21 protein-coding genes and 1 tRNA gene are annotated in these 24,319 nt (G+C 62.1%); 11 read left to right on the forward strand and 11 right to left on the reverse strand.

The window, feature by feature from the left end:
• Nucleotides 1-15 precede the first annotated feature (15 nt).
• Together HMPREF9697_RS05505 and HMPREF9697_RS05510 are read right to left on the reverse strand one after the other, a co-directional pair.
• Nucleotides 16-3,165: a multidrug efflux RND transporter permease subunit gene (locus tag HMPREF9697_RS05505; RefSeq protein WP_002716176.1), complete on the reverse strand. Its 3,150-nt coding sequence runs from the start codon at nucleotides 3,163-3,165 to the stop codon at nucleotides 16-18.
• Nucleotides 3,166-3,167: 2 nt separating this feature from the next.
• Complete coding sequence (locus HMPREF9697_RS05510) at nucleotides 3,168-4,319, reverse strand: efflux RND transporter periplasmic adaptor subunit (RefSeq protein ID WP_002716177.1); 1,152 nt, start codon at nucleotides 4,317-4,319, stop codon at nucleotides 3,168-3,170.
• A 136-nt stretch (nucleotides 4,320-4,455) separates the two neighbouring features.
• Here HMPREF9697_RS05510 and HMPREF9697_RS05515 point away from each other — a divergent pair, with 136 nt between their 5' ends.
• On the forward strand, nucleotides 4,456-4,947 hold the full coding sequence (locus HMPREF9697_RS05515; RefSeq protein ID WP_002716178.1) for a MarR family winged helix-turn-helix transcriptional regulator: 492 nt from the start codon (nucleotides 4,456-4,458) through the stop codon (nucleotides 4,945-4,947).
• 33 nt (nucleotides 4,948-4,980) lie between these two features.
• On the opposite strand, the gene HMPREF9697_RS05520 is transcribed toward HMPREF9697_RS05515, so the two are convergent.
• The 6 genes from HMPREF9697_RS05520 to HMPREF9697_RS05550 all read right to left on the reverse strand — a co-directional run bounded on the left by HMPREF9697_RS05520 (nucleotide 4,981) and on the right by HMPREF9697_RS05550 (nucleotide 11,626).
• Complete coding sequence (locus tag HMPREF9697_RS05520) at nucleotides 4,981-5,190, reverse strand: hypothetical protein (RefSeq protein WP_002716179.1); 210 nt, start codon at nucleotides 5,188-5,190, stop codon at nucleotides 4,981-4,983.
• Nucleotides 5,187-6,341 carry a PepSY-associated TM helix domain-containing protein gene (locus HMPREF9697_RS05525; RefSeq protein ID WP_002716180.1) on the reverse strand — a complete coding sequence of 385 codons (1,155 nt, stop codon included), beginning with the start codon at nucleotides 6,339-6,341 and terminating at the stop codon, nucleotides 5,187-5,189. The genes HMPREF9697_RS05520 and HMPREF9697_RS05525 overlap by 4 nt, the downstream gene beginning before the upstream one ends.
• An 11-nt stretch (nucleotides 6,342-6,352) precedes the next feature.
• On the reverse strand, nucleotides 6,353-8,668 hold the full coding sequence (locus HMPREF9697_RS05530) for a TonB-dependent siderophore receptor (protein WP_002716181.1): 2,316 nt from the start codon (nucleotides 8,666-8,668) through the stop codon (nucleotides 6,353-6,355).
• A 1,108-nt stretch (nucleotides 8,669-9,776) separates the two neighbouring features.
• On the reverse strand, nucleotides 9,777-9,971 hold the full coding sequence (locus HMPREF9697_RS05540; protein ID WP_002716183.1) for a hypothetical protein: 195 nt from the start codon (nucleotides 9,969-9,971) through the stop codon (nucleotides 9,777-9,779).
• A gap of 181 nt (nucleotides 9,972-10,152) precedes the next feature.
• Nucleotides 10,153-11,361: an MFS transporter gene (locus HMPREF9697_RS05545; protein WP_002716184.1), complete on the reverse strand. Its 1,209-nt coding sequence runs from the start codon at nucleotides 11,359-11,361 to the stop codon at nucleotides 10,153-10,155.
• Between the two features lie 191 nt (nucleotides 11,362-11,552).
• Nucleotides 11,553-11,626: transfer RNA gene (locus HMPREF9697_RS05550), tRNA-Gln, on the reverse strand.
• 316 nt (nucleotides 11,627-11,942) lie between these two features.
• On the opposite strand from HMPREF9697_RS05550, the gene HMPREF9697_RS05555 reads away from it, so the two are divergent.
• Nucleotides 11,943-13,724, forward strand: a complete 1,782-nt coding sequence (locus HMPREF9697_RS05555) for an ATP-binding protein (protein ID WP_002716185.1) — start codon at nucleotides 11,943-11,945, stop codon at nucleotides 13,722-13,724.
• Between the two features lie 7 nt (nucleotides 13,725-13,731).
• The gene (locus HMPREF9697_RS05560; RefSeq protein WP_002716186.1) at nucleotides 13,732-14,187 is read left to right on the forward strand and encodes an MgtC/SapB family protein; all 456 of its coding nucleotides are present in this window, start codon (nucleotides 13,732-13,734) and stop codon (nucleotides 14,185-14,187) included.
• A 24-nt stretch (nucleotides 14,188-14,211) separates the two neighbouring features.
• Here the strand turns inward: HMPREF9697_RS05560 and HMPREF9697_RS05565 are convergent, their stop codons facing one another.
• Entirely contained in the window at nucleotides 14,212-14,832 is a 621-nt protein-coding gene (locus HMPREF9697_RS05565; RefSeq protein ID WP_002716187.1) for a ParB-like protein, read from the reverse strand.
• A gap of 212 nt (nucleotides 14,833-15,044) precedes the next feature.
• On the opposite strand from HMPREF9697_RS05565, the gene HMPREF9697_RS05570 reads away from it, so the two are divergent.
• From HMPREF9697_RS05570 to HMPREF9697_RS05600, 7 genes are all read left to right on the forward strand, one after another.
• Entirely contained in the window at nucleotides 15,045-15,323 is a 279-nt protein-coding gene (locus HMPREF9697_RS05570) for a hypothetical protein (protein ID WP_002716188.1), read from the forward strand.
• 174 nt (nucleotides 15,324-15,497) lie between these two features.
• Nucleotides 15,498-15,779: an acyl carrier protein gene (locus tag HMPREF9697_RS05575; protein WP_002711294.1), complete on the forward strand. Its 282-nt coding sequence runs from the start codon at nucleotides 15,498-15,500 to the stop codon at nucleotides 15,777-15,779.
• A gap of 11 nt (nucleotides 15,780-15,790) precedes the next feature.
• On the forward strand, nucleotides 15,791-16,258 hold the full coding sequence (locus HMPREF9697_RS05580) for a 3-hydroxyacyl-ACP dehydratase FabZ family protein (RefSeq protein ID WP_002716189.1): 468 nt from the start codon (nucleotides 15,791-15,793) through the stop codon (nucleotides 16,256-16,258).
• Nucleotides 16,255-17,454 (forward strand): beta-ketoacyl-ACP synthase, encoded by a 1,200-nt coding sequence (locus HMPREF9697_RS05585; RefSeq protein ID WP_002716190.1) that lies wholly within the window; start codon nucleotides 16,255-16,257, stop codon nucleotides 17,452-17,454. Before HMPREF9697_RS05580 ends, HMPREF9697_RS05585 begins: the two co-directional genes overlap by 4 nt.
• Nucleotides 17,455-17,469: 15 nt before the next feature.
• Nucleotides 17,470-18,750, forward strand: coding sequence for a beta-ketoacyl-ACP synthase (locus tag HMPREF9697_RS05590; RefSeq protein ID WP_002716191.1), 1,281 nt, complete (start codon nucleotides 17,470-17,472; stop codon nucleotides 18,748-18,750).
• 100 nt (nucleotides 18,751-18,850) lie between these two features.
• The gene (locus HMPREF9697_RS05595) at nucleotides 18,851-19,873 is read left to right on the forward strand and encodes a zinc-binding dehydrogenase (protein WP_002716192.1); all 1,023 of its coding nucleotides are present in this window, start codon (nucleotides 18,851-18,853) and stop codon (nucleotides 19,871-19,873) included.
• Nucleotides 19,874-20,806, forward strand: a complete 933-nt coding sequence (locus HMPREF9697_RS05600) for a lipid A biosynthesis lauroyl acyltransferase (protein ID WP_002716193.1) — start codon at nucleotides 19,874-19,876, stop codon at nucleotides 20,804-20,806. It abuts the gene before it with no gap.
• 17 nt (nucleotides 20,807-20,823) lie between these two features.
• On the opposite strand, the gene HMPREF9697_RS05605 is transcribed toward HMPREF9697_RS05600, so the two are convergent.
• The gene (locus tag HMPREF9697_RS05605; RefSeq protein ID WP_040307823.1) at nucleotides 20,824-21,684 is read right to left on the reverse strand and encodes a DMT family transporter; all 861 of its coding nucleotides are present in this window, start codon (nucleotides 21,682-21,684) and stop codon (nucleotides 20,824-20,826) included.
• 123 nt (nucleotides 21,685-21,807) lie between these two features.
• Here HMPREF9697_RS05605 and HMPREF9697_RS05610 point away from each other — a divergent pair, with 123 nt between their 5' ends.
• Entirely contained in the window at nucleotides 21,808-23,208 is a 1,401-nt protein-coding gene (locus tag HMPREF9697_RS05610; RefSeq protein WP_002716195.1) for an aminotransferase-like domain-containing protein, read from the forward strand.
• Nucleotides 23,209-23,220: 12 nt separating this feature from the next.
• Here HMPREF9697_RS05610 and HMPREF9697_RS05615 read toward each other — a convergent pair whose 3' ends face one another.
• Nucleotides 23,221-24,312, reverse strand: coding sequence for a polyamine ABC transporter substrate-binding protein (locus HMPREF9697_RS05615; RefSeq protein WP_002716196.1), 1,092 nt, complete (start codon nucleotides 24,310-24,312; stop codon nucleotides 23,221-23,223).
• Nucleotides 24,313-24,319: the final 7 nt, after the last annotated feature.

Genomic DNA, 24,319 nt, shown 5'->3' on the forward strand with positions numbered 1-24,319 from the left:
GCGCGATATCCCGATTTATTCGGCGGCTTCCGACACCGCGTCCGGCGGTTCGGAGCGGTCGCTGTCGGATGGCGTGCCACGCCCGAACTGCGACATCCAGTTCGATAGCTGATCGAGATAGAGATAGATCACCGGCGTGGTGAACAGCGTCAGCACCTGACTGACAAGCAGGCCGCCGACCATCGCATAGCCGAGTGGCTGACGGATTTCCGAACCGGTACCCTGCCCAAGCATCAACGGCACGCCGCCGAGCAACGCCGCCATCGTCGTCATCATGATCGGGCGAAAGCGCAGCAGCGCCGCTTTGTGGATTGCTTCTTCCGGCGACAGATGCTCGTCGCGCTCGGCCACGATCGCGAAGTCCACCAGCATGATGCCGTTCTTCTTCACGATACCGATCAGAAGCACGATACCGATCAGCGCGATGAGGCTGAAGTCGTAACCGAATAGCATCAGCGTCGCGAGCGCGCCGACGCCTGCCGACGGCAGCGTGGAGAGAATCGTGATCGGGTGGATGTAGCTCTCGTAGAGGATGCCGAGGATCAGATACACCACCACAAGCGCGGCGAAAATCAGAAGCGGTATGGTGCCGAGCGACTGCTGGAAGGCCTGCGCGGTGCCCTGGAAGCTGCCGTTCAACGTCGCAGGCGCGCCGATCTCATCCATCGCCTTCTGCACGGCATCGGTCGCCTGCCCCAGCGCTACGCCCTGCGCGAGGTTGAAGCTGATGGTGATCGCCGGGAACTGGCCCTGGTGGCTGATCGACAGCGGCCGCACCGGAACGGTGGTCCAGTGCACGAAGGCCGAGAGCGGCACCTGATCGCCCGTGGTCGGTGATTTGACGTAAATCTTCTGCAGGCTGTCGAGGTCGCCCTGCATCTCCGGCAGGATTTCCATCACCACGTGATAGCTGTTGAGCTGGGTGAAATATTGCGCGATCTGGCGCTGACCGAACGCATCGTACAGCGTGTCGTCGATCAGTTGCGGCGAGATGCCGTAACGCGACGCCGTATCGCGGTCGATGGTCAACGTCAGCGTGGTGCCCTCGGTCTGCTGGTCGGTCGCGACGTCGCGCAGTTGCGGCAACGTCTGCATCTTGGACAGGATTTTCGGCGCCCACTCGTTCAGTTCGGCAAGGTTCGCGTCCTGCAACGTGTACTCGAATTGCGTGCGGGTGGCGCGGCCGCCGAGGCGTACGTCCTGCGCCGCCTGCAGATACAGTTTCGCGCCTTCCACCTTGTCCGCCTTGGCGCGGATACGGGCAATGATCTGCGGCGCAAGCGCCGTTCTCTCGTCACGCGGCTTCAGCGTAATATAAAGACGGCCCGTGTTGAGCGAGCTGCCGCCACCACCGATGGCCATCGCAACGCTGTAGACGTCCGGATCGTCCATGACGATCTTGCCGAGCTCTTCCTGCTTGCGCATCATTTCCGCGAAGGACACATCCTGCGCCGCCTGCGAGGCGCCGGTCAGCAGTCCGTTGTCCTGCTGTGGAAAAAAGCCTTTCGGGATCGCGATGAACAGGATGACCGAAAGCGCCAGCGTCGCGAAGAACACCATCAGCGTGGTGAAGCGCCAGCGCATCACGAGGTTCAGGCCGCGTTCGTACCAGCGCAGCATGCCGTCGAACATGCGCTCGCTCCATTGGTAGAACCTGCCGTGCTGCTGATGCTCCTGATGCGGTTGCAGGAAGCGGGACGCCATCATCGGCGTCAGCGTCAACGACACGATCATGGAGACGAAGATCGTCATCGCCAGCGTCACCGCGAATTCGCGGAACAGGCGGCCGATGATGCCACCCATCAGCAGCAGCGGGATCAGCACCGCGACCAGCGAAACGCTGATCGACACGATGGTGAACCCGATTTCGCTGGCACCCTTCAGCGCCGCCCGGAACGGATCTTCCCCCTGCTCCACATAACGCGAGATGTTTTCCAGCATCACGATGGCGTCGTCGACGACGAAGCCGACCGCGATGGTGAGCGCCATCAACGATAGATTGTCGAGCGTATAGCCCGCCATCCACATCAGCGCACAGGCGCCGAGCAGCGCCAGCGGCACCGTGACGCTGGGAATGACTGTCGCCCAAAAGCTGCGCAGGAAGACGAAGATCACCATCACCACGAGGCCGATGGTCAGGAGCAACGTGAACTGCACGTCCTCGACCGCGGCACGAATGGTCGTGGTGCGGTCGCTCATGATCTTGACCTTGACCGCCGGCGGAATGGCCTTCTCCAGCCGCGGCAACTGCGCCTTGATCTTGTCGACCGTCTCGATGACGTTGGCGCCGGGCTGCTTGAAGACGACGAGGAACACGCCGCGCTTGCCGTTCGCCCACGCCGCCTGCTTCATGTCCTCGGGACCGGCGACCGCCTGCCCGATGTCGCGGACCCGCAACGGACCGCCGTTGCGATAGGCGATGATGACGTCGTTCCAGTCTTTCGAAGCAGGCAACTGGTCGTTGGCATAGATCGTATAGCTGCGGGTCTTGCCGTCGATGTTGCCCTTCGGGCTATCCACCGTCGTCAGAGCGAGCTGGGTGCGGACATCTTCCAGACCGAGGCCTTTCGCCACCAGCTTGGCGGGATCGATCTGTATACGGATCGCGGGCTTCTGCTGACCGCCGATCAGCACCTGCGCGACGCCGGTGATCTGGCTGAGTTGCTGGGCGAGCTGACTGTCGATGGCGTCGTTGACCTCGATCAGTGGCATGGTGTCGGACGTCGCCGACAAAATCATGATCGGTGCGTCCGCCGGATTGACCTTGCGGTAGGTCGGCGGGGTCGGCAGATTTTTTGGCAACTGACCGCCGGCGGCGTTGATCGCCGCCTGCACGTCGTTCGCCGCACCGTCGATATTGCGATTGAGATCGAACTGGATGGTCACGGCCGTCGAGCCGAGCGAACTCGTCGAGGTCAACTGAGCCACACCCGGAATCTGCGCGAACTGCCGCTCCAGAGGCTGAGCGACGGAGGACGCCATCGTCTCGGGACTCGCGCCCGGCAGACTCGCCGAAACCTGGATGGTCGGGAAGTCGACCTGCGGCAGCGGCGCGATCGGCAGCGACGGATACGCCACCAGACCGACGAACAGCACGCCCACCATCAGCAACGAGGTTGCGATCGGGTAACGAATGAATGGAGCCGAAACGCCGCCGTAGGCCATGATCAATCAGCTTTCGGTTCGTCGTTGTTGCCGGAGCCCGCGACCTTCGTGGTCAGAAGCGATCCTTCCTGAACGCGATATTGGCCGCGTGTCACCACCCGCTCACCAATCGTGAGTCCGCTGTCGATCAGGCTTTTTCCGTTGCCGGTTTCCCTGACCTTGACCGGCCGCGCCATGGCCTTGTTGCCATCGGCCACGACGAAGGCAAACAGGCCGTTCGGGCCATGCTGCACGGCGTCTTCGGGAACGACGGTTGCATCCTTCACCGTCTCGATCAGAAGCCGCGTGGAGACGGACAGTCCCGGCCACAGCGCATGGTTCTTGTTGTCGAACGTCGCTTTCAGCCGGATGGTTCCGCTGGTGGAATCCACCTGATTGTTCATAAGCGCAAGCACGCCTTCCGAAAGCTGCTTCCGTCCATCCGTCGTAAAGGCGATGACCTTGAGCGGTCCCCGCTTCATCGCCGCCGCGATCGCAGGCAGTTGCTGCTCGGGCGCGGTGAATATCACCGAAATAGGTTCGACCTGCGCGATGGAAACGATCGCCGTCTGGGCGGCCGCCGTCACGATATTGCCGACATCGACCATGCGGATCCCGGTGACGCCCGCGATCGGCGCGCGGATGCTGGCATAGTCGAGCTGCGTCTGCGCATTGTCGATCGCGGCCTGGTCGCCTGCGATCTGCGCGGTCAGTTGCAGGACATTGGCGTTCTGCGTATCCACCGTCTGGCGGGTTGCGAACTCGCCGAGCCTGGTCGAGCGCGCGAGATCGAGCTTGGCGTTGTTGAGATTCGCCTCGTCCTGCACCTTCTTCGCCTTGGCCGCATCGAGTGTCGCCTGGAACGGGCGCGGGTCGATCTGAGCCAGCAGGTCGCCTTCCTTGACGAACTGCCCTTCCTTGAAAACGATCTGGGTGATCTCACCGTCGACGCGCGTGCGCACCTGCACGGTGTTGAAACCCTGCACGGTTCCAAGACCCGACAGATAGACCGGGAAATCCGCCTTCTCGACCGGCGCGATCGTCACCGGAACCGCGGGCGGCGGCCCTGCCTTCGGCTTGTGCGAGCCAAAGCCCCGCCAGACGGCAACACCCGCGCCGACAGCCACCAGCGCGATCAACAAAAAACCCCAGCGAGGCATTCCAGACTTCGTCATTCCGTCTCTCGTGAACCCGATCCGCAGATATGTTTGGTATTATTTAGTATGCCAGCACTTAATGTGATAGCATGCGAATAAATTATTCGTCAGGCTGCCAATCTCTTGCCACGGCAACCATCACAGTCCAGCGCCCATGTCACTCGATCTCAAACGGCAGTTAATCACGCAGCTCGTCGAATCTTCCCGGCTGCTGCGCAACTATATCGAGCATCGCGCCAAAAGCCGCGGGACGACGCGCGCCCAGTGGATCGTGCTCTTTCGATTGCGTCAGCAGGAAGGGTTGTCGCAGGTCGATCTCGCGGAAGTGATGGAATTGCAGCCTATATCGCTGGTGCGATTGCTGGATCGCCTTGTCGATCAAGGTCTTCTTGAACGTCGGCCCCACCCCACCGACCGCCGCGCCAATCAACTATATTTGACCGAAACGGGGCGCCGTCTCGTCGGCGATCTCGACAGCCTACGCGATTCTATCGCCACGGAAGCGCTGCGCGGCACGTCCGCCGCCTCGCTCCAGACTGCGCTCGACGTGCTTCAGCAGGTTAAGGATAACGTCAAGAACAACGCGGAGACCGCTGCCGACGCGACCCCGCCTGCCCCGCCTCCGACCCGGCGAATACGACGATAGATCGCACGTGCCCGGTCCGGCCGCTTCGGCCGATCAGCGCGCTTTTGGGCGACGGGGAATGTAGATGCAGGCCGCATAGATGACGATCGGCGTGACCAGCATCAGCCACGACAATCCATCCCAGATGCCATCTCCGACGAGCGCCGCCACAAGGCCGACGATACTCATCACGCCGATGAGCAACGGCACCGCGAAAATCTGCCCCAGCGTACGATGCTTGGGAAAAAGGCGCCGTCCACTCATGGCGTTTGCGGCTCCAGCGCCGAGACACTCGCGACGGACCGTTCGAGGCTGACGCCCGATTTGCGCCGCCGCAGCCAAAGATAAAGTCCTGTCACCAGAAGCACGATCGTGATGACATCGAGGATCGCCCAGATGATCTTCAGCGGCATGCCGCCGTAATCGCCGAAATGCAGCGGCTGCGACAGCAGCAGCGTCGCCACGTACCAGGGCATTTCGCGGCTGTCAGTCATCGCGCCGGTCTGCGCATCGATCAGCGCAGGCTTCAGCAGCCGCGATGTCAAAGGTGTGTCGCCGCGCATGAACACGGCATAGTGGCTCTTGCTGCTGAAGATCGTGCCCGGAAACGCGACGAACGACGGTTTCATGTCGGGCTCTGCTTTCATCGCGACCTTTACCGCCTCGTTGATCGAGGCCGGATGCGCGACGACGGGACGATCCTTGTATTGCGCCGTCATCGCCGCAAGCTGATCGAACTGCCAGTATTTGATGACGAGATCGGCCCAGGTGTTGATCACGCCGGTGAAGCCGACGACCAGCGTCCACATCACGAGCAGGATGCCGGCGAGATTGTGCACGTCGAGCCAGCGCACCACCCGCTTCCGCTCGCGCCGATAGGTACCGAAATCAAGCTTCCGCATCGACGGCGCGTAGACCACGATGCCGGAAATGATCGCCACGCAGAACAGGATGCCCATGAAGCCGAGGAACAGCTTGCCCGGCAGCCCTGCGAACATGTCGGTGTGCAGCTTCAGCATGATGTAGGTGAATCGGCCGGTGACATCCGGTGCATCGAGATAGGCCGCGGTGTGAGCATCCACGCGCGCGAGCGTATTCTTGGACGGATCGGAATCGATCGTCTTGCCGACACTCACCATCAGCGCGTTCGGGTCGTCCCGGTCCCAGATCAGGAAGTGCGGCACCATGTCCGGCTTCTGCGCCCGCACCGCCGCCATCACGTCGTCGAGATTGGCGAGCGGCGTTCCCGCAGGAACATCCGCCGCCTTGACCTGCGAATGCAGGACGTCATCGATCTGCTCGTGGAAGATCAGCGGCAGGCCCGTCACGCACAACAGCAGCATGAACACGGTGCAAATGATGCTCGACCATTTGTGCACCCATCCCCATCGTCGAAGTGACTTGCTCGCCGCCAATTCCGTCTCCTTTAGTGCCAGCTATACCTGAGCGTTCCCAGAACGGTACGCGACGTTCCAAGTCCGCAGTAAGCCGTGCCGGTCAGACACGACGCGACATAGTAGCGATCTCCCAGGTTCTTCCCGGTGATCTCCGTGCTCCAGCCCTTCATGTTCGGACTCAGGTAGGCCAGATCGTAACTGATGGCCGCATCAACCAATGTGTAGTCCGGGATGGCGAACGTGTTCATCAGGTCGCCATAACTTTTGCCGACATAGCGAACGCCCGCGCCCAGACCGAGGCCCGCCAGCGGTCCATCGAACCAGGTATATTTCGCCCAGAGCGATGCCTGATCGATCGGCACGCCGTTCACATACTTTCCTGTAGCGCCGGACAGACTCGAAGCGTTCTTCGCCTCCGTATGTGAGTAACCCGCGATGATTTCGAGTTCTCGGGTGACGTTGCCGCGCGCTTCCAATTCCACGCCCCGCGAGCGGACCGCATCGGTTTGTACGTTGTAGAAAGGATTGACGGGATCCGCCGTCAGCACGTTGTTCTGCCGGATGTCGAAATACGCCGCGGTCAGCATGAGGTTGCTGCCGAGAGGCTTGAATTTCACACCGACCTCCCAGCCCTCGCCTGTCGTCGGCTTGAACGACTGGCCGGTCCGACTCGCATTGGCGTTCGGAACGAACGACGTTGAATAGTTGGCGTAAGGCGACAGGCCGAAGTCGAACAGATAATTCAGACCGATACGGCCCGTCTGCGCTGAGTCACTACGAGTGTAGGTACCTGCTGGCGGGAACGAAGCCCCCGAAGTCACTTGGGTATCAACCCAATCCTGACGACCGGTCATCGATAGTGTCCAGCGGTCGAGCTTGATCTGATCCTGCGCATACAGACCGGCCTGATCGAGCTTATTGTCCAGCAACATAACTTGCTGCGCCGGGCCCGGGATGGCCCCATAGACCGGATTGTAGGCATCGATAGGCAGGATACCCGCGCTTCGGTAATTCGAACTTCCCGTTTGATGCATGTAATCGAGGCCTACGAGAACCTTGTGCGTCAGCCAGCCTGTCTGAAAATCCGCTTGAAGCTGATTATCGAGAGTAAAATTCTGCGCTTTCGAATTCACATAGTTATAACTGCGGTTCACCTCCGTGCTGCTACCTGGGACCATCCCCTCCGAGCGTACGCTCTGCAGATCGTTGGTGACTTCCATGTAACGCAGGTTCTGCCGGAACTGGAGGTTGTTGTCGAAGCGATGCGCGAATTCGTAACCGATCGAGCTTTGCTCGAGCTTGTAGCCGTCGAGGCCAGGCTCGCCGATGTAGCGGCTGTAAGGAATGCGCCCGTTCGGATTGTAGAGAAACGATACATCAGCGGGCACGTATTGCTGATAGCCCTTGTTATCGATCTTCTGATACTGCGACAGCATCGTGAAGCTGGTGTCACTCGTCGGCCGCCATGTGAAGCTCGGCGCGATGAACAGCTTGTTGTCCTGCACGAAGTCGGTCGGCGTATCGGCCAGCCGACCCAGACCCACGATGCGATACAGGAACTCGCCGTTCTTATCGACCGGTCCGCCGATATCGAACGCGCCCTGCTTGTAGTTGAAGTTGCCGAAAGTCGTTTCGAAATCGTAATGCGTCGTCTCGGTCGGCCGCTTGCTGATCATGTTGATGAAACCACCGGGATCGGTCTGTCCGTAAAGGCCGGACGACGGCCCCTTCAATACTTCCAGACGTTCGAGGCCGTAAGGTTCGATCTTCGGCATCGCGAACAGAACGCCGTCGCGAGGCATTCGCAAACCATCCAGATATTGTGGAGCATCGAAGCCGCGAATCTTGAAGCCATCGAAGAACGCGTTGGCGCCGTAACTCTGGAGCGCAACGCCCGGCGTGTATTGCAGCGCCTCTTGCACGGTCTGCGCGCCCTGATCCCTGATCTGATCTTTGGTTACGACCGAGATCGATTGCGGCGTCGTCAGGATCGGCGAGTCGGTCTTGGTGCCGGTCGCACTACGACTGGCTGAATATCCCTGCACCGGACCGTTCGCGCGTTCGACGAAGCCGCGCCCATTTGCGGGGCTCGCCTGCGCCGCCTGCTCCGCACCTCGATTGCGTGCGACGTTGCGCGAGGCGTTACGTGCTCGCGATGAAGGACGCACAGCAGCGCGTCGTTTCACCTGAGGCTTCGGTGCATCCACCGTTACGGCGGGGAGGTTTGCTTGCGGTACTTGCGCCGTCTGTGCATGAACTGTCGAAGGACCGTTGATCATCAGCGCGAGATAGCTGACCGCGCTCATACAGATCGCGCGCGTGAAAACCTTCGACTTGCCGTTCATTTCGTGCCCCACAATTTATTCCGCCATCAGCGGATGTCTTCGTCCTCCTATCACGCAGAATCGCGCTGACACGTTTTTGGAAATTAGAAGGCATCGAAAGGCAGCACTGCTGCTGCGCATGTGACTTTCATGCCGCGCTACAATTCGGCACTCTAGAATTTGAAAAATTCTAATTCGCGCGAACGCGACAAACAGTCGGCATCGAACCGCGTCATGAAATTCTGTGCCGACACTTTTGATCGGTTCACGAGCGTGAACACTTTCGGTAGAGGCCGCTGAATTAGAGTCTGGTGACAGCAGCCTCAGACAGAGACTGCGTGACTCATCAACTGAATCCTTTGACCGTGCCAGAGCGGGACAAGAACTAAAAAATGATCGCCTGCGGAACCTCGCCGAAATGTCGCAGTTATAAGTTCCCGTTAGAAGTGATCCCTCATCCGTCAATCGTCAGGAGGCCAAATTGCAAAAACGACTCCGAATATTGGCAATCGCGGTGACCCTCACTGCCGCGGCCGCAATAACAAACGGTCCCGCTCGCGCTTCCATGATCGGCCAGCCCCTGGGGCTTGGGCTCAACATGGATGTCATGCCACCCGTCGAAGACGCTCAGTTCGTCTGGGGCGGACGCCGCTACTGCTGGTATTGGGACGGCTGGCGCGGACCCGGCTGGTACTGGTGCGGCTATGAATGGCGCCGAGGCTTCGGTTGGGGCGGACCTTCCGGCTGGCGTGGCTGGCACCGCCCGCCGCATCGCCGGCCTGGGGTTCATCGTCCTGGACGGCCGCCTTCAGGAGTGCATCGCCCCGGACGACCTCCTTCGGGAGCCCATCGTCCCGGTGGAAACAGACCGGGCGTGGGCAGGCCGGGCGGCGGACGGCCGGGAGCCAGCAGGCCCGGAGGTGGTCGCCCCGGTGGTAGTGCTGGTGGGCGTCCTGGTGGTGGCGGCGGCGGCGGTGGACGGCCGTCACGATAAGGCTGCTATCCCAGCCACACGATATAAAGCGCGCCTCCGGGCGCGCTTTTCATGTACCGCTTCGCGGGGCAAACAACACCCATGACGGCGCTCGCTTGAGCCGCCATCATCCTGTCGCCGCTCAAACCGCCTGTCCTATGGGCCGACGAAGTGCGGTTCGATGCCGTACTCGCCGACTGTAAAAATCGCGGCGATCAGCAAGTCGCGATGCACGTCCGCCGCGCCTAGCACGAGCAGAGACAACAGACCCAAAGCGATGATGATTAAGGTTGGTGAGGCAGAACCGTCATTCGGTTCTCGCCCAACAGCGTGTTTGTCCAATGTCCACATGACATGTCCCACTTTTAATCGCGGGAAGTTCGTCTGCCACCGACCGGCGAGATCAAAACCGACTTCTCGGCGTAACCCAGGCATCTGCGGCCCTATGCCGGACTTTGCCTACATCCCCACCGATATACCTCTGGCGGCTCCGATTCCAGCCAAATGCCGCCTGTCGGCGCTTTGGTCGCAGTTATGAGGCTTTGGAGTCCGTTGCCCTCTGCAGCCAGACCGAGCAGGCCCAAACGCAAAGGCCGCTAAAGGCGAGCGCCACTCCCACCCATCCTGTCGAGGGAAGACCAAAGCCCGCAGCCAGCGCCATTCCGGCAAGCCACGGGCCGAGCGCGTTCGCGGTGTTGAAGGCCGCGTGATTGAGCGTCGCTGCCAGAGTCTGGGCGTCCCTGGCGACATCCATCAGCCGCGTTTGCAGGACGGGCCCCATACCGCCGCTGCTGCCGATCAGGAAGACGGCCGGAATGAGTGTCCAGATCGAGGCCGTCGCCCACGGATAGATCGCCATGACCGCGATACACCAGACAAGAATGAAACCGGCGGCGCGCAGCACGGCCTTCCCCGCGGCCCAGCCGCAGAACAGGTTTCCGACCGTGAATCCCAATCCGAATGCGCCGAGCGCAAGCGGGATCATCGACGGCGAGGCATGCGTCACCTCCAGAATCGTCGAGGCGAGATAGGTGTAGACCGCAAACATGCCGCCGAAGCCGATCGCCCCGATGCCGAGCGTCAGCCAGACCTGCGGCCGTCGCAGCGCGCCAAGCTCGCGCAAGGGCGAAGCCTCGTGATGCACCTTGCCGTGCGGCGTGAACAGCCGCAGCAGCAGCATCGTGAGCGCGGCCAGCCCGGCAACAAGCGCGAAGCTCCAGCGCCAGCCGACGAGTTGACCGAGCATGTTTGCCAACGGCACGCCGAACATGGTCGCCACCGTGAGGCCCGCGAAGACGTAGGAAATGGCCTGGCTTCTCCTCTCCCGAGGGACCAGCGTCGCAGCCACCAACGCGGCGACGCCGATATAGGCTCCGTGCGGCAAACCGGCGATGAAGCGGGACGCGACAAGCCATCCATAGCTCGGCGCCAGAGCCGACAGCCCGTTGCCGATGCCGAAGACCATCATCAGGACCATCAAAAGCGTCCTGCGCGGAACACGCGCCGCCGCGACGGCAAGCACCGGCGCACCGACAACCACGCCGACCGCATAGGCGCTGATGACGTGCCCGGCAGCGACTTCATCAATCCCCAGAGACTGGGAATAATAAGGCAGCAGGCTCATCGTCGCGAACTCGGTCGTGCCGATACCGAAACAGCCAAGCGCCAGCGCAAGGATCGCCAATACGGGGTGATAGGCTCGAACCGCGTTCGATTGAGCCGAGCCGACCATCGCGTCCATGTCTAAAGCCTCCGCCCTCCGGAACGCCCGGATTCGGAGCGCAGGACGACCTCGTGATTCAGGGTGCTTGGGATATGCCGCCGGTCACAGGTCAGAACAGGCAGCGCTTCGTGATGCGGGGGATATGTGCGAAGTCGCAGCCGCAGGCAAGCGGCGAGGCGAAAATTCACAAAATGTTCAAGGATTTAGAGTGGCTGGGGAACCTGGATTCGAACCAAGACAAACAGAGTCAGAGTCTGTTGTGCTACCGTTACACCATTCCCCACCTAAGCCGATGAAATTACAAAACTAAATACAAAGCTTTGCAATCTCGGCTGTGATCTTTGCAAATCACTGAAAGATGGGCACTCTTTATGTCCATCTCCGTTTTCTGTCTACCCCTCTCTCTGTCCTTGAGGTCAAGTCGATCAGGCACCCCGCCGCCATTGAAACGGACGCAAAACGTGCAAGACCAGCGCCGGTGTCCAGGAAAACAACGTTTCCCTACCTCGACCGGCCAAACCGCCCCCTATCCCTTAACAATTTCTGCAATATGGCAGGCGCATAGTTGGCTGGAAAAACAGCTTCCGAAGCCGGCTCTTATGTTGAATCCGCCCATCCCCCAGATCGCCGCCCTTGGCCGTGTCGTCTCCGTGCGCGGCTCGCAAGCCCGCATTGGCGTGGTGGCGAGTCCCGAGGTAACGCCCACCACCCTGCGCGCCACCGTCGGCCAGTTCTTCGGCATCCGCAGCGCGAAGGCGACCATCGTCGCGATCATCACCGAGATGTCGCGCGAGAACATCGACATGCGCGACAATCACATCGCGGTCGCCTCGGTGGACCTGCTTGGTGAAATCTCGCACGAGGGCCGCTTCCAGCGCGGCGTCACGTCCTATCCGACCATCGGCGATGCCGTCGACATTCTCACGACGAACGAACTGCGCACCATCTACACGCCGACGGGCCGCGATCAGGTCAATATCGGCGCGCTGCAGCAGGACGCGTCCATCGCCGCCTACGTCAACATCGAGGAGATGCTGAGCAAGCATTTTGCGGTGCTGGGCTCCACCGGCGTCGGCAAATCGACCAGCGTCTCGCTGCTGCTCAACGAGATCCTGCTGGCGCGACCGAACCTGCGCGTCTTCCTGCTCGACGTGCACAACGAATACGGCCGCTGCTTCGGCTCGCGCGCGCTCGTGCTGAATCCGCGCAATCTGAAATTGCCATTCTGGCTGTTCAACTTCGAGGAATTTGTCGACGTTCTTTTCGGCGGCCGTCCCGGCGTGCCCGAAGAGATGGAAGTCCTCTCGGAAGTCATCCCGATCGCCAAGGCGACCTATCTGCAATATGGCAATTCCGACCGGCACGGAGGGCTGAAACGGCCCGAGCCGCGTCCCACCGGTTTCACGCCGGACACGCCGGTGCCCTATCGCCTGGTCGACCTGATCTCGCTGATCGACGAGCGCATGGGCAAACTGGAAAATCGCTCCTCGCGCATCACCTATCACAAGCTGATCCAGCGCATCGAAGTTGTGCGCAACGACGCGCGCTACAGCTTTATGTTCGAGAACGCCAATGTCGGCGGCGACAGCATGGCCGAGGTCATCAGTCACCTGTTCCGCCTGCCCGCCAACGGCAAGCCGATGACGGTCATGCAGCTTGCGGGCTTCCCTGCCGACGTCGTGGATTCGGTCGTCTCAGTGCTGTGTCGCATGGCGTTCGACTTCGGCCTGTGGAGCGACGGTGCTTCACCGCTCCTGTTCGTCTGCGAGGAAGCACACCGCTATGCGTCCGCCGACCGCACCATCGGTTTCGGTCCGACCCGCAAGGCGGTCTCACGCATCGCGAAGGAAGGCCGCAAATACGGCGTCTATCTCGGGCTCATCACCCAGCGCCCGGCCGAACTTGACGCCACCATTCTTTCCCAGTGCAACACGCTATTCGCGATGCGGCTCGCCAACGAGCGCGATCAGGGGCTGCTGCGCTCCGCTGTCTCGGATGCCGCCGCCAATCTTCTGTCCTTTGTGCCGTCGCTCGGCACTCGCGAGGTGCTGGCATTCGGTGAAGGCGTCGCGCTGCCGACGCGGCTGCGCTTCAAGGAAGTGCCTGCGCATCAACTGCCGCGCAGCGAAGCGACGATCGCGACCACGCCGGTCTCCGATCATGGGCACGACATTCATTTCGTCAGCTCCGTCGTCGACCGCTGGCGCGGCTCCACCACGCACCGCGATGCGCCGAACGATCCGCTTGTCTCGGATCGCTTCGCCGACCGGGTCGGAGATCGTCCGCTACAGCGGCTGGTCGATTCGCCGATGCTGCAGCCGACCTCGCCGCTCGGCCTCGAATCCGATCGCTATTCGCTGCTGAAGAAGCCGCTGCGGTAACGCGCTCATGATGGAATGGTCTGAAATCCTGTTACGGCTCGGCGTTGCAACGCTGGCCTGTGGCGCGATCGGCCTCAATCGCGATCTGCATGGCAAGCCGATCGGATTACGCACGCTCGGCCTCGTCGGTCTTGCAACGGCTGTCGTCGTGATCTTCGCCATGCCGCAAGGGCCTGATCCGGCGCACATGACGGATGCCGTCAGCCGCGTCGTTCAAGGCATCCTCACCGGCATCGGCTTCCTCGGCGCGGGCGTCATCGTCCACGCCGAAGCGCAGCACAAGGTGCGCGGCCTCACCAGCGCAGCCTGTGTCTGGTTCGCCGCCTGCATCGGCGTGATCTGCGGCGCTGGCCAATGGCGGCTCGTCGCCGTCGGGCTGGCGATCGCATTTCTGCTCTTGATATTCGGCGGGCCGCTGGAGCGTCTGCTTCGACGTCTGGTCACGCCGGGCGACCCGGCCTGACCTCTCCACTTATCGCGCCAGCGGTCAGTCCTCGGTCGGGCCACACCAGCCCGGCAGATAGACCGCGTCCTTACTCTTGGCGAGCGAGAGGGCCTTTTCCATCGCCTTTTCGAAATCCTTGTCGACCACCTTGCGCGACATCCGCCGTCGCAGGAAATCCGCCCAAAGGAATTCGCTGAACGGCGTGGTGTCCTTGGCGAAACCTCCCGCGCGCCGTAATTCGCCGGCGAGACTGCGGAACGGATCGTCTTTCAGTTTGCCAACATCCTTCGGCAAGTCTTTGTAAGAGCGACGTTCTCCGTCCGCGTCGTAGGGATAGACCCAACGGTGATTGTCGAGCACGACCCAGAACGCCTTGGGATCGACCATGGTCAGATCGGAGATCACGCTGACCAGCACATCCTTCTCGCCTTCTTCATGAAGGGCACGCGCCAGGTGATGGTGATCGATCACATAATTCAGCTTGTCGGGACCGACCACGACGGGAATCTGGTGCCTGCCGAGCAGCTTCGCCTGCTTCTTCGAGCCATGCTCGCGCCAGCGCTTCTGCTTTTCCTTCACCTCGCGCATTCCGACCGTCATCTGGGTCGGGCGCAACGACATGATCGGCACCGGCTGCAGCAACGGCTCGCGTTTGATGGCCATCTTCACTCTCCTTCGGTCCGCCGTTCGCAGGCGATGGAGCGCAATGTTGCCAGTTCATCCATTTTATGAGGAGCGAGCGCGGATCACTTGTGCGGCATTGGACAATCGGGTGAGAGGCCGCGACGCCTTGTCCCGGTGCCGGTGCAGACCTATCCTGAATGACAGAAGCAACCGAGACTCGAAGTCGAGATTCAAAGCCGAGATTCAAAGACATGGCGCGCCCGCCTGACTTTCCCGACAGTGACGACCGCGTGGTGAAGTTCAGTCCGCGTCCGGCCAAGCCCGCGCCCGCCCCCCGATCTCCCGCACCGGAACCGGTCGACTATCGTCAGCGGATGTGGGCGAATCTTGCCGCGACGGCACTTGCCGTCGTTCTGATCGTGGTCGGGGTCTGGCTCGTCACCAGCCTCAATCACATGCGGCAGACGCAGGACTGCATCATGATGGGCCTGCGAAACTGCGGTGAAATCGACACCACGCCGCACAGCTAAAGGGGCGAAAACGTCCCCAAGCGCAACCCAGAGTTTGCCTCGCTGCCATTGAACTCGACGCCCCGCTCCGTTATACGGGCAGTTGCTTCGGGCGTGCCGACGGGGGTGTGGCGGCTGGCCCGTTCCCATCTTACGCCGGCTGGCGTTTACCAAGAAAAATCAAAGGCTTACTGAATGTCCTCAACGTTCGATCAGGTCGCCACTATTATCGCCGAAACCTGCGATATTCCGCGCGACACCATCACGCCGGAAAGCCACGCGATCGATGATCTCGGTATCGACAGCCTCGACTTCCTCGATATCGCCTTCGCCATCGACAAGGCGTTCGGCATCAAGCTGCCGCTGGAAAAGTGGACGCAGGAGGTCAACGACGGCAAGGCGACGACGGAACAGTATTTCGTCCTGAAGAACCTCAGCGCGCGCATCGACGAGTTGGTCGCCGCCAAGGGCGCCTGACGCGCACGCCCATGCGCCTCGAATATTTCCAGATGGTCGATCGCATCGCCGATCTCAATGTCGGCGAGCGACGTATCACCGTCTCCGCACAGGTACCGCAGCAAAGCTCGGTCTTCGAGGGCCACTTCCCCGGCTATCCGCTGATGCCCGGCGTGCTGCTGATCGAGACCATGGCGCAGACCTCGGGCTGGCTGCTGATCGCATTGTTGAACTTCGAACGCATGCCGTTCCTTGCCTCCGTCAAGGAAGCCAAGATGCGCGACTTCATCAAGCCGGGCGAACCCCTTACCGTGGATGCCCACGTCGTTCACGACGGGTCCGGCTTCGCCGTCACAGCGGCCAAGATCAGCGTCGACGGCAAGCTGAAGTGCAATGCGGAACTCACCTTCCGCCACACACCGTTTCCCAACGCAGATTTGCGCGGCCATATGGAACAGATGGCCCGGCAGATCGGATTTCCCGGACAGGCCACGTCATGAGCAACTCGTCTTCGGCTCGCGAAGTCTGGATCACCGGCATCGGCCTCGCCTCCTCGCTGGGCGAAGGCCTCGACCAGCACTGGGACGCGCTGCAGGCGCGTCGGGTCAATGTCGACGAGACGACCTTTGCCCCCTATCCGGTGCATCCGATCGTCAAACTGAATTACGACGCGCAGATTCCGAAGAAGGGCGACCAGCGCCAGATGGAAGCCTGGCAGCGGATCGGTACCTACGCGGCCGGTCTCGCACTCGAGAGCGCGGGCCTCAAGGGCAACACGGACATTCTCTCGCGCATGGACATGATCGTTGCCGCAGGCGGCGGCGAGCGTGACCTCGCCGTCGATGCCGCAGTCATCAACGATCAGGCCCAGGGCAACGCTGCGCCCGGCACGCTGAACGAGCGGCTGATGAGCGATCTGCGCCCGACGCTGTTCCTCGCACAACTCTCCAACCTGCTCGCGGGCAACATCTCGATCGTGCACGGCGTTACCGGTTCTTCCCGTACTTTCATGGGCGAGGAAGCCGCTGGCACCGACGCCTTCCGTATCGCGCTTGCGCGTATCGTCTCCGGCCAAAGCGATGTCGCGCTGGTCGGCGCCGCGCATAATGGCGAGCGCAAAGATCTGCTGATGCTCTACGAGTTCGGCAACTTCGCGCTGAAGGACAAATTCGCTCCGGTCTGGGCGCGCGACGCTGCTCATTCGGGCTTCGCGCTCGGCTCCGGGGGCGCCTTCCTCGTCATCGAATCGAAAGAGCACGCGCAGGCGCGCGGCGCGAAACCGTTCGCGCGGCTCACCCACGTCGTCTCGGATCACGCCCGCCGCTCGACGCCGGGCAACATCACGGCCGTGCTCGACGGCCTGTGGTCGAAGCTCGGCGCGAACACGGATGCGCCGATCCTGACGGCTGCGACCGGCGCAGCTCCCGCGACCGACGAAGAACGCGCGTTCCTGAAGAAGCATGCAAGCGCGCCGGTGCGCGCGCTCGGCACGTCGTTCGGCCATCTCGTCGAGGTGCAATTCCCGCTCGGGCTCGCGCTGGCAGCGCTGTCTCTGTCCAAGGGGAAATTGTTCGCAGCCAACGATACGACCGGCATCGAGGTTGAAACCACCGCCTCCCCCTCCCAGATTGTCGTGGTCAACACCGGACACTGGCGGGGCGAAGGCATGGCGCTGGTCGAATCTGTTCCGGCATAAGATCGGAGAACCCGCATGAGCGCAGCGAAAGACAAGTTCGGCCGCCCTACTGTTGTCGTCACCGGCATGGGCGTCGTCACCTCGCTCGGCGCGGGCAAGGTCGAAAACTGGAAGAAGCTCACGGCGGGCGAATCCGGTATCCGCACCATCACCCGCTTCCCGATCGACGGCATGCGCACCACGATGGCGGGCACCGTCGATTTCATTCCGGTCGAGCCGTTCGTCTCCACTACGCTCTCCGACAAGCTCGCCGACCTCGCCACCGAAGAAGCGATCTCGCAGGCTTCCATCGGAGCCAAAGGCGACTTCCCCGGCCCGCTGTTTCTCGCGGTCGCTCCCGTCGAGGTCGAATGGATGGCGCGCCTTGAAGCTGCGCGTGCGACCGGCGCGACGTCCGGCATCGACTACGACGCCATGCTCAAGGTCAGCGGCGGCGGCAAGTTCGCAGACTTCCACCAGCGTTTCCTGTTTGGCTCTGTCGCCGATCATCTGGTCGACCGGTTCGGCACCAAGGGCTCGCCGATTTCACTCTCCACGGCGTGTGCATCGGGCGCGACCGCGATCCAGCTCGGCGTCGAGGCGATCCGGCGCGGCGAAGCCGACGCGGCGCTGTGCGTTGCGACTGACGGCTCGGTCAATCCCGAAGCGCTGATCCGCTTCTCGCTGCTTTCGGCCCTATCCACCAACAACGACCGGCCGGAGACGGCCGTCCGCCCCTTCGCCAAGAACCGCGACGGCTTCGTGATGGCGGAAGGCGCAGGCGCGCTGGTGCTGGAAAGCTACGAGGCCGCGACCGCGCGCGGCGCGACAATTCTCGGCGTACTGGCCGGATGCGGCGAACTGGCCGATTCCTTCCACCGCACCCGCTCGAGCCCGGACGGCAAGCCGATCATCGGCTGCGTGCGCAAGGCGCTCGACGATGCGGGCATGAACGTCGAACAGATCGACTACATCAATGCCCACGGCACTGGCACGCCGGAAAACGACAAGATGGAGTATCTCGGCATCTCCACTGTGTTCGGCGAACGCGCGACACAGATACCGGTCTCGTCCAACAAATCGATGGTCGGGCATACGCTGTCGGCCGCCGGCGCGGTCGAGGCGGTGTTCTCGCTGCTGACGCTCGAGCACCAGCGCATTCCGCCGACGATCAATTACGACATTCCCGATCCCGCGATCCCGTTCGACGTGGTGCCGAACACGGCTCGCGACGCCAAGGTGACGGCGGTGATGTCGAATTCGTTCGGCTTCGGCGGACAGAACGCCTCGCTGATTCTGACTCGCGAGCCCGTCTAAAGCACTGACGTACAATGTCTTTCTGGCCGGTTGACGCGGGCGCGCCAAGCGGCGATACCTCCTGTCTTCCCACGGCTGATTTGTTTTCAGGACGCCTCCCATGCGCGCGCTTACCCTCGTTGCCGACCGCCAGTTGACGGTCGCCGAACTGCCTCCGCCGCCTCCTCCGGCGGATAACGAGGTGCAGATCCGCGTGCGCGCGGTCGCGCTCAACCATATCGACGTCTGGGGCTATCGCGGCATGGCCTTCGCCAAGCGCAAGATGCCGCTGGTCGTCGGCGCGGAAGCCTCTGGCGAGATCGTTTCGGCCGGCAAGAACGCTACTCGCTTCAAGCCCGGCCAGAAGGTCGTGATGTATGGCGCGCTGACCTGCGGCACCTGTAAGGCCTGCACGGAGGGCCGCGACAACCTCTGTGAGAACGTCGCGGGCATCATGGGCTTCCATGTCGATGGTTTCGCGCGCGAGTTGATGAACCTCGATGAGCGGCTGGTCATTCCGGTGCCGGACAACGTCAGCCTGCGCGATGCCGCATGCGCGCCGATTGCCTTCTCCACCGTGCAGCACATGCTGTTCGACAACGCCAAGCTGCAACCGGGCGAGACAGTGCTCGTCCACGCCGGCGGCTCCGGCATCGGCACGGTCGCGATCATGATGGCGAAGGCCATCGGCTGCACCGTCATCACCACGGTCGGCAGCGACGAGAAGATCGAGGGCGTGAAGGCGCTCGGCGCGGACTACGTCATCAACTATCGCAAGGACCGTTTCGAGGGCGAGACGCGCAAGATCACCAAGAAGAAGGGCGTCGATGTCGTGTTCGAGCATGTCGGCGCGGATACCTTCAACGGCTCGCTGCTCTGCCTCAAGCGCGGCGGCCGCCTCGTCACCTGCGGCTCGACCTCCGGCCCCACCACCACCATCAACCTGATGCAACTGTTCCAGCAGCAGTACCGCATCATCGGCTCGTTCGGCGCGAGCATGCGCAACATCGCCGAGAGCCTCGACAAGATGGCGCAGGGCATCAAGCCCGTGATCGACACCGAGGTCCCGGTCGAGAACGTGGACAAGGCGCTGGAGCGGATGGAAAGCCGTCAGGTGTTCGGCAAGATCATCGTCACCCTGTAAATGATCCGCATCCTCCATCGCATAAAGAGATTTCTCCGCGACAAAGCCGTTGCGGTGAAAAACGCCATCGTCGGCGCGGCGGCGGTCGGCCTGCTGCGTACCACGCGGCGTTTCGACGCCGAGAAGACCGGCGACTTCTTCGCCAAGATCACGCGCACGATCGGCCCGTGGTGGCGAGAGCATCGCGTGGCACGCGCCAACCTTACCGCTGCTTTCCCAGAAAAATCGCCGGACGAGATCGAACAGATCCTCAGTGGCGTGTGGGACAATCTCGGCCGCATCGGCGCGGAGTTCGCCCATCTCGACCATATCTGGAAGTACGATCCGGCAACGCCGGAAACGAACAGCGTCGAGTTCACCCCGCAGACAGAGGCGCTGTTTCAGGAACTGAAGAACGACGGCAAGGGCGCGCTGATCTTCGCAAGCCATCTCGGCAACTGGGAGCTTCCGGCGCTTGCGGCCGCAACCCACGGCCTCGACTCCGCCGTGCTGTTCCGTCGCCCCAACATCGCCGCCGCCGACCGCGCGGTGCAGGAATTGCGCTCGGTTAACATGGGCGAGATGATCGCCACCACCCATGACGCGCCGATCAAGCTCGCCGCCGCTCTTCAGCGCGGCGTCCATATAGGCATGCTGGTGGACCAGCATTTCGGACGCGGCGTCGATGTCATGTTTTTCGGCCGGAAGGTGAAGGCCAACCCCCTGCTCGCCCGCCTTGTCCGCCAGATCGATTGCCCGGTCCACGGCGTGCGCGTCGTGCGGTTGCCGAACCGGCGCTTCCGCGTCGATCTCACCGAGCGCATCGAGCCCGCGCGCGACGCCTCAGGCGACGTCGATATTAAGGGCACCATGCAGCGCGTCACCTCGGTGATCGAGGGATGGGTTCGTGAACATCCCGAACAGTGGCTGTGGCTGCACCGCCGCTGGCGGTGAACAAGCAGTTCAAACACTCAGACGAAACGCTTGGCGCCCGCCACGCAGACGATGACAATCAAGGTGGACGCGATCATGCTCCACGCGATTGGCTCTCCCAGAAAGATCGCCGCCAGCAGGAAGCCGAAGAACGGTTGCAGCAGTTGTAACTGCGAGACACCGGCGATGCCGCCCAGCGCGAGACCGCGATACCAGAAGATGAATCCCAGCATCATGCTGAAGACCGAGACATAGGCGAGACCGATCCAGGCGGGAAGGCCGATACCGCTCCATGTTGCGGGCAGCGTGAACAGGATGATCGCGCCCATCACCGGCAGGGACATGATCAGCGACCATGAAATGACCTGCCAGCCGCCAAGCCTGCGCGAGAGCACGGCCCCTTCCGCATAGGCAAGACCGCACACCAGAATGGCAGCTATCATCAGCAGATCGCCCGCAACCGTGCCGCGATCGCTGCCATAAAGCGCGAAGCCGGCGACGGCCGCGGCTCCCATGATCGAAAACAGCCAAAACGCGGGCTTGGGATGCTCTCCGCCCCGCAGCACGCCGAAGATCGCGGTCGCGAGCGGAAGCAGCCCGATGAAAACCAGGGAATGCGCAGAAGTGACGTGCTGAAGCGCCATCGCCGTCAACAATGGGAAGCCGATCACGCCGCCGATGGCTACCAATGTCAGCGGGAAGATGTCGCGACGCCCGGGCCGCGTCTGGCGCAGCGCGAGCAGAAACATCGCGCCGAGGAACGCGGCGATCACCGCACGCGCCGCAGTCAGAAACATCGGCGAGAAATCCGCGACGGCCACGCGCGTGGCCGGGAGCGATCCGCTGAAGATGATGACGCCGAGAAGGCCGCTGCCCCACCCTGCCGTTGTCCGTTCCATGGAGTTCTCGCTTCCTTGAGCCGTTGCCATAGCGGCTCCGGTCTGGCGCGGACAGGGACAGTGAGATACAATTCCACAAAACTGTACTGATAATGTGATGAGTACAGTTTGCGGGAGGGCTCTATGGGCAGCACCGAAATCACGCGAACGGAATCCCTCATGAACGCGGTGCGCAGCCGGATCGCGAACCGGGCATTGAGTCCGGGCGATCGCCTGCCCTCGGTTCGCCGCTTCGCCGAGACAATGGGCGTCTCTCCCTCCACCGTGGTCGAGGCGTATGATCGCCTCGAAGCCGAGGGCGTCATTCGCGCGCGGCGAGGCTCCGGTTTCTACGTGACAGGCGCCGATCTGCCACCGATGGCTCTGGCGGAAATGGGACCCTCGCGCGAGCGCGATGTCGATCCGTTCTGGGTGTCGCGGCAATCGCTCGACGCCGCCCCTTCCGTCCTCAAACCCGGCTGCGGGTGGCTGCCCGCCGACTGGATGCCAAACGCCGCGCTTCGGAAAGGACTGCGCGCCCTCGGCCGCGCCGACGACACGCTACTGTCCGACTACGGCAGCACGCGCGGCTCGCTTGCGTTGCGCCGCCTGCTGCTCGGCCGCTTTGCTGACGAAGGCATTTCGGCGACAGCGGACCAGATCCTGCTGACGTCCTCCGGGACGCAGGCGACCGATTTGATCTGCCGCCTGCTGCTGCGGCCCGGCGACACCGTTCTGGTCGACGACCCGTGCTACTTCAACTTCCAGGCGCTGCTGCGCGCGCATCAGGTCCGGATCGTCGGCATTCCGTTCACACCCACCGGCCCTGACACCGCCGCCTTCGAGCAGGCGCTGGTCAGCGACAGTCCGCGCCTCTACATCACGAATTCGGCGCTCCATAACCCGACCGGCGGCAGCCTCTCACCGCAAACTGCGCATCGCATCGTCAGCGCCGCGGCGATTCATGGCCTCACTATCGTCGAAGACGACATCTTCGCGGATTTCGAACCGACATTATCCCCGCGCCTCGCCACCCTCGACGGACTTAATCGTGTCATCAGGATCGGCAGCTTTTCCAAGACACTCTCGGCCGCAGCACGTTGCGGCTATATCGCGGCAAGAACCGACTGGATCGAAAATCTGGTCGATCTGCAACTGGCGATAAACTTCGGTGGCCCGAGCCCGGTCGCCACAGAACTGATCGCAGGCGTTCTCGCTGGTGGCAGTTATCGCAAGCATATGGACGAAGTACGCCAGCGACTGACCCGCGCCCGGAAAGATGCAGCGAACCGACTGGCAGCGCTCGGCATCGTTCCATGGATCAAGCCGCGCGGCGGCTACTATCTCTGGTGCCGTCTGCCCGATGGCCACGACTCCACGGCACTGGCGCGGCGATGCATGGAGGATGGCGTGGTGCTCGCGCCGGGTAACGTGTTCAGCGTATCCCAATCGGCACGGTCGTTCATCCGCTTCAACGTCGCCCATCTCGGAGACAGGCAGATTTTCTCGTCGTTGAGAACAGCGATGAAGGAAGCCGCACGGTAAGAGATTTCAGAGTCACCGCCCGATCTTCACCTTCGTCCACAACCGGTTGATGGAGCGCTGCATCGCGGGCGCCCGCGCGGTGATGATGAACAGACGTTTCATCGTCGCTTCGTCCGGATAGACACCACGATCATTGAGGACTTTGGGATCGACGAATTTTTGCGCGGCGAGGTTGCCGCTCGCGTAGCCAAGGAAGCTCGCATTCTTCGCCGCCACCTCCGGCCGGTAAAGGTAATCAATCAGCGCGTAAGCCTCGTCGACGTTCTTCGCATCGGATGGGATGGCGAGATTGTCGAAGAACATCTGCGCGCCCTCTTTCGGAATCGCATAGGCGATCTCGACACCGTTATTGGATTCCGCCGCCCGCTTCTGCGCCTGCTTGATATCGCCGGACCAGCCGACCGCGAGGCAGATTTCGCCCGTGGCAAGAGCGCTGAGATATTCGGACGAATGGAATTTGCGCACATAGGGACGGATTTTCGCGACCGCCTCCGCCGCCTTCTCCAGATCCTCGCGCCGCGTCGAATTCGGATCGAGGCCGAGCCAGTTCAGCGCCGCCGGCAGGATGTCGTCCGCGGAATCCAGCATATGGATGCCGCAATCCTTGAACTTCGCGATCTTCTCCGGATCAAAAATCGTATCCCAGCTATCGATCACCGCATCGGGGCCGAGGATCTTGCGCACCGTCCCGACATTGTAGCCGATTCCGGTGGTGCCCCACATGTAGTTGGCCGCATAGGCGTTGCCGGGATCGTACTGCGCGAGACGGTTCATCACCTCGGGCCACGCATTGGCGAGGTTCGGCAATTTTGTCTTGTCGAGTTTCTGGAATACGCCGGCCACGATCTGGCGTTGCAGGAAATACGCCGTCGGCACGACGAGATCGTATCCAGATTTTCCCGCGAGCAGCCGCGTCTCCAGTGTCTCGTTGGCGTCGAACGTGTCGTACACAACCTTGATGCCGGTCTCCTTGGTGAAATCCTCCAGCACGCCGGGAGCCATATAGCTCGACCAGTTATAGAAATTCACCACGCGTTCGGCCGCTTGCACGGACGTAAGGCTCATCGCCGCCACGACCACGAGCAAGGTCTTCGCAAATTTCATCGCTATC

The organism is Afipia felis ATCC 53690, from assembly GCF_000314735.2.
GTDB lineage: Bacteria > Pseudomonadota > Alphaproteobacteria > Rhizobiales > Xanthobacteraceae > Afipia > Afipia felis.

Excerpts from the sequence above, each read along its gene's own strand:
- HMPREF9697_RS05590 (WP_002716191.1), top strand. The coding sequence starts at position 17,470 with ATGAGCGCAGCGAAAGACAAGTTCGGCCGCCCTACTGTTGTCGTCACC.
- HMPREF9697_RS05615 (WP_002716196.1), bottom strand. The coding sequence starts at position 24,312 with ATGAAATTTGCGAAGACCTTGCTCGTGGTCGTGGCGGCGATGAGCCTT.
- HMPREF9697_RS05540 (WP_002716183.1), bottom strand. The coding sequence starts at position 9,971 with ATGTGGACATTGGACAAACACGCTGTTGGGCGAGAACCGAATGACGGT.
- HMPREF9697_RS05510 (WP_002716177.1), bottom strand. The coding sequence starts at position 4,319 with ATGACGAAGTCTGGAATGCCTCGCTGGGGTTTTTTGTTGATCGCGCTG.
- HMPREF9697_RS05515 (WP_002716178.1), top strand. The coding sequence starts at position 4,456 with ATGTCACTCGATCTCAAACGGCAGTTAATCACGCAGCTCGTCGAATCT.
- HMPREF9697_RS05600 (WP_002716193.1), top strand. The coding sequence starts at position 19,874 with ATGATCCGCATCCTCCATCGCATAAAGAGATTTCTCCGCGACAAAGCC.
- HMPREF9697_RS05610 (WP_002716195.1), top strand. The coding sequence starts at position 21,808 with ATGGGCAGCACCGAAATCACGCGAACGGAATCCCTCATGAACGCGGTG.
- HMPREF9697_RS05570 (WP_002716188.1), top strand. The coding sequence starts at position 15,045 with ATGGCGCGCCCGCCTGACTTTCCCGACAGTGACGACCGCGTGGTGAAG.
- HMPREF9697_RS05565 (WP_002716187.1), bottom strand. The coding sequence starts at position 14,832 with ATGGCCATCAAACGCGAGCCGTTGCTGCAGCCGGTGCCGATCATGTCG.
- HMPREF9697_RS05555 (WP_002716185.1), top strand. The coding sequence starts at position 11,943 with ATGTTGAATCCGCCCATCCCCCAGATCGCCGCCCTTGGCCGTGTCGTC.
- HMPREF9697_RS05605 (WP_040307823.1), bottom strand. The coding sequence starts at position 21,684 with ATGGAACGGACAACGGCAGGGTGGGGCAGCGGCCTTCTCGGCGTCATC.
- HMPREF9697_RS05580 (WP_002716189.1), top strand. The coding sequence starts at position 15,791 with ATGCGCCTCGAATATTTCCAGATGGTCGATCGCATCGCCGATCTCAAT.
- HMPREF9697_RS05530 (WP_002716181.1), bottom strand. The coding sequence starts at position 8,668 with ATGAACGGCAAGTCGAAGGTTTTCACGCGCGCGATCTGTATGAGCGCG.
- HMPREF9697_RS05560 (WP_002716186.1), top strand. The coding sequence starts at position 13,732 with ATGATGGAATGGTCTGAAATCCTGTTACGGCTCGGCGTTGCAACGCTG.
- HMPREF9697_RS05520 (WP_002716179.1), bottom strand. The coding sequence starts at position 5,190 with ATGAGTGGACGGCGCCTTTTTCCCAAGCATCGTACGCTGGGGCAGATT.
- HMPREF9697_RS05595 (WP_002716192.1), top strand. The coding sequence starts at position 18,851 with ATGCGCGCGCTTACCCTCGTTGCCGACCGCCAGTTGACGGTCGCCGAA.
- HMPREF9697_RS05505 (WP_002716176.1), bottom strand. The coding sequence starts at position 3,165 with ATGGCCTACGGCGGCGTTTCGGCTCCATTCATTCGTTACCCGATCGCA.
- HMPREF9697_RS05585 (WP_002716190.1), top strand. The coding sequence starts at position 16,255 with ATGAGCAACTCGTCTTCGGCTCGCGAAGTCTGGATCACCGGCATCGGC.
- HMPREF9697_RS05575 (WP_002711294.1), top strand. The coding sequence starts at position 15,498 with ATGTCCTCAACGTTCGATCAGGTCGCCACTATTATCGCCGAAACCTGC.
- HMPREF9697_RS05545 (WP_002716184.1), bottom strand. The coding sequence starts at position 11,361 with ATGGACGCGATGGTCGGCTCGGCTCAATCGAACGCGGTTCGAGCCTAT.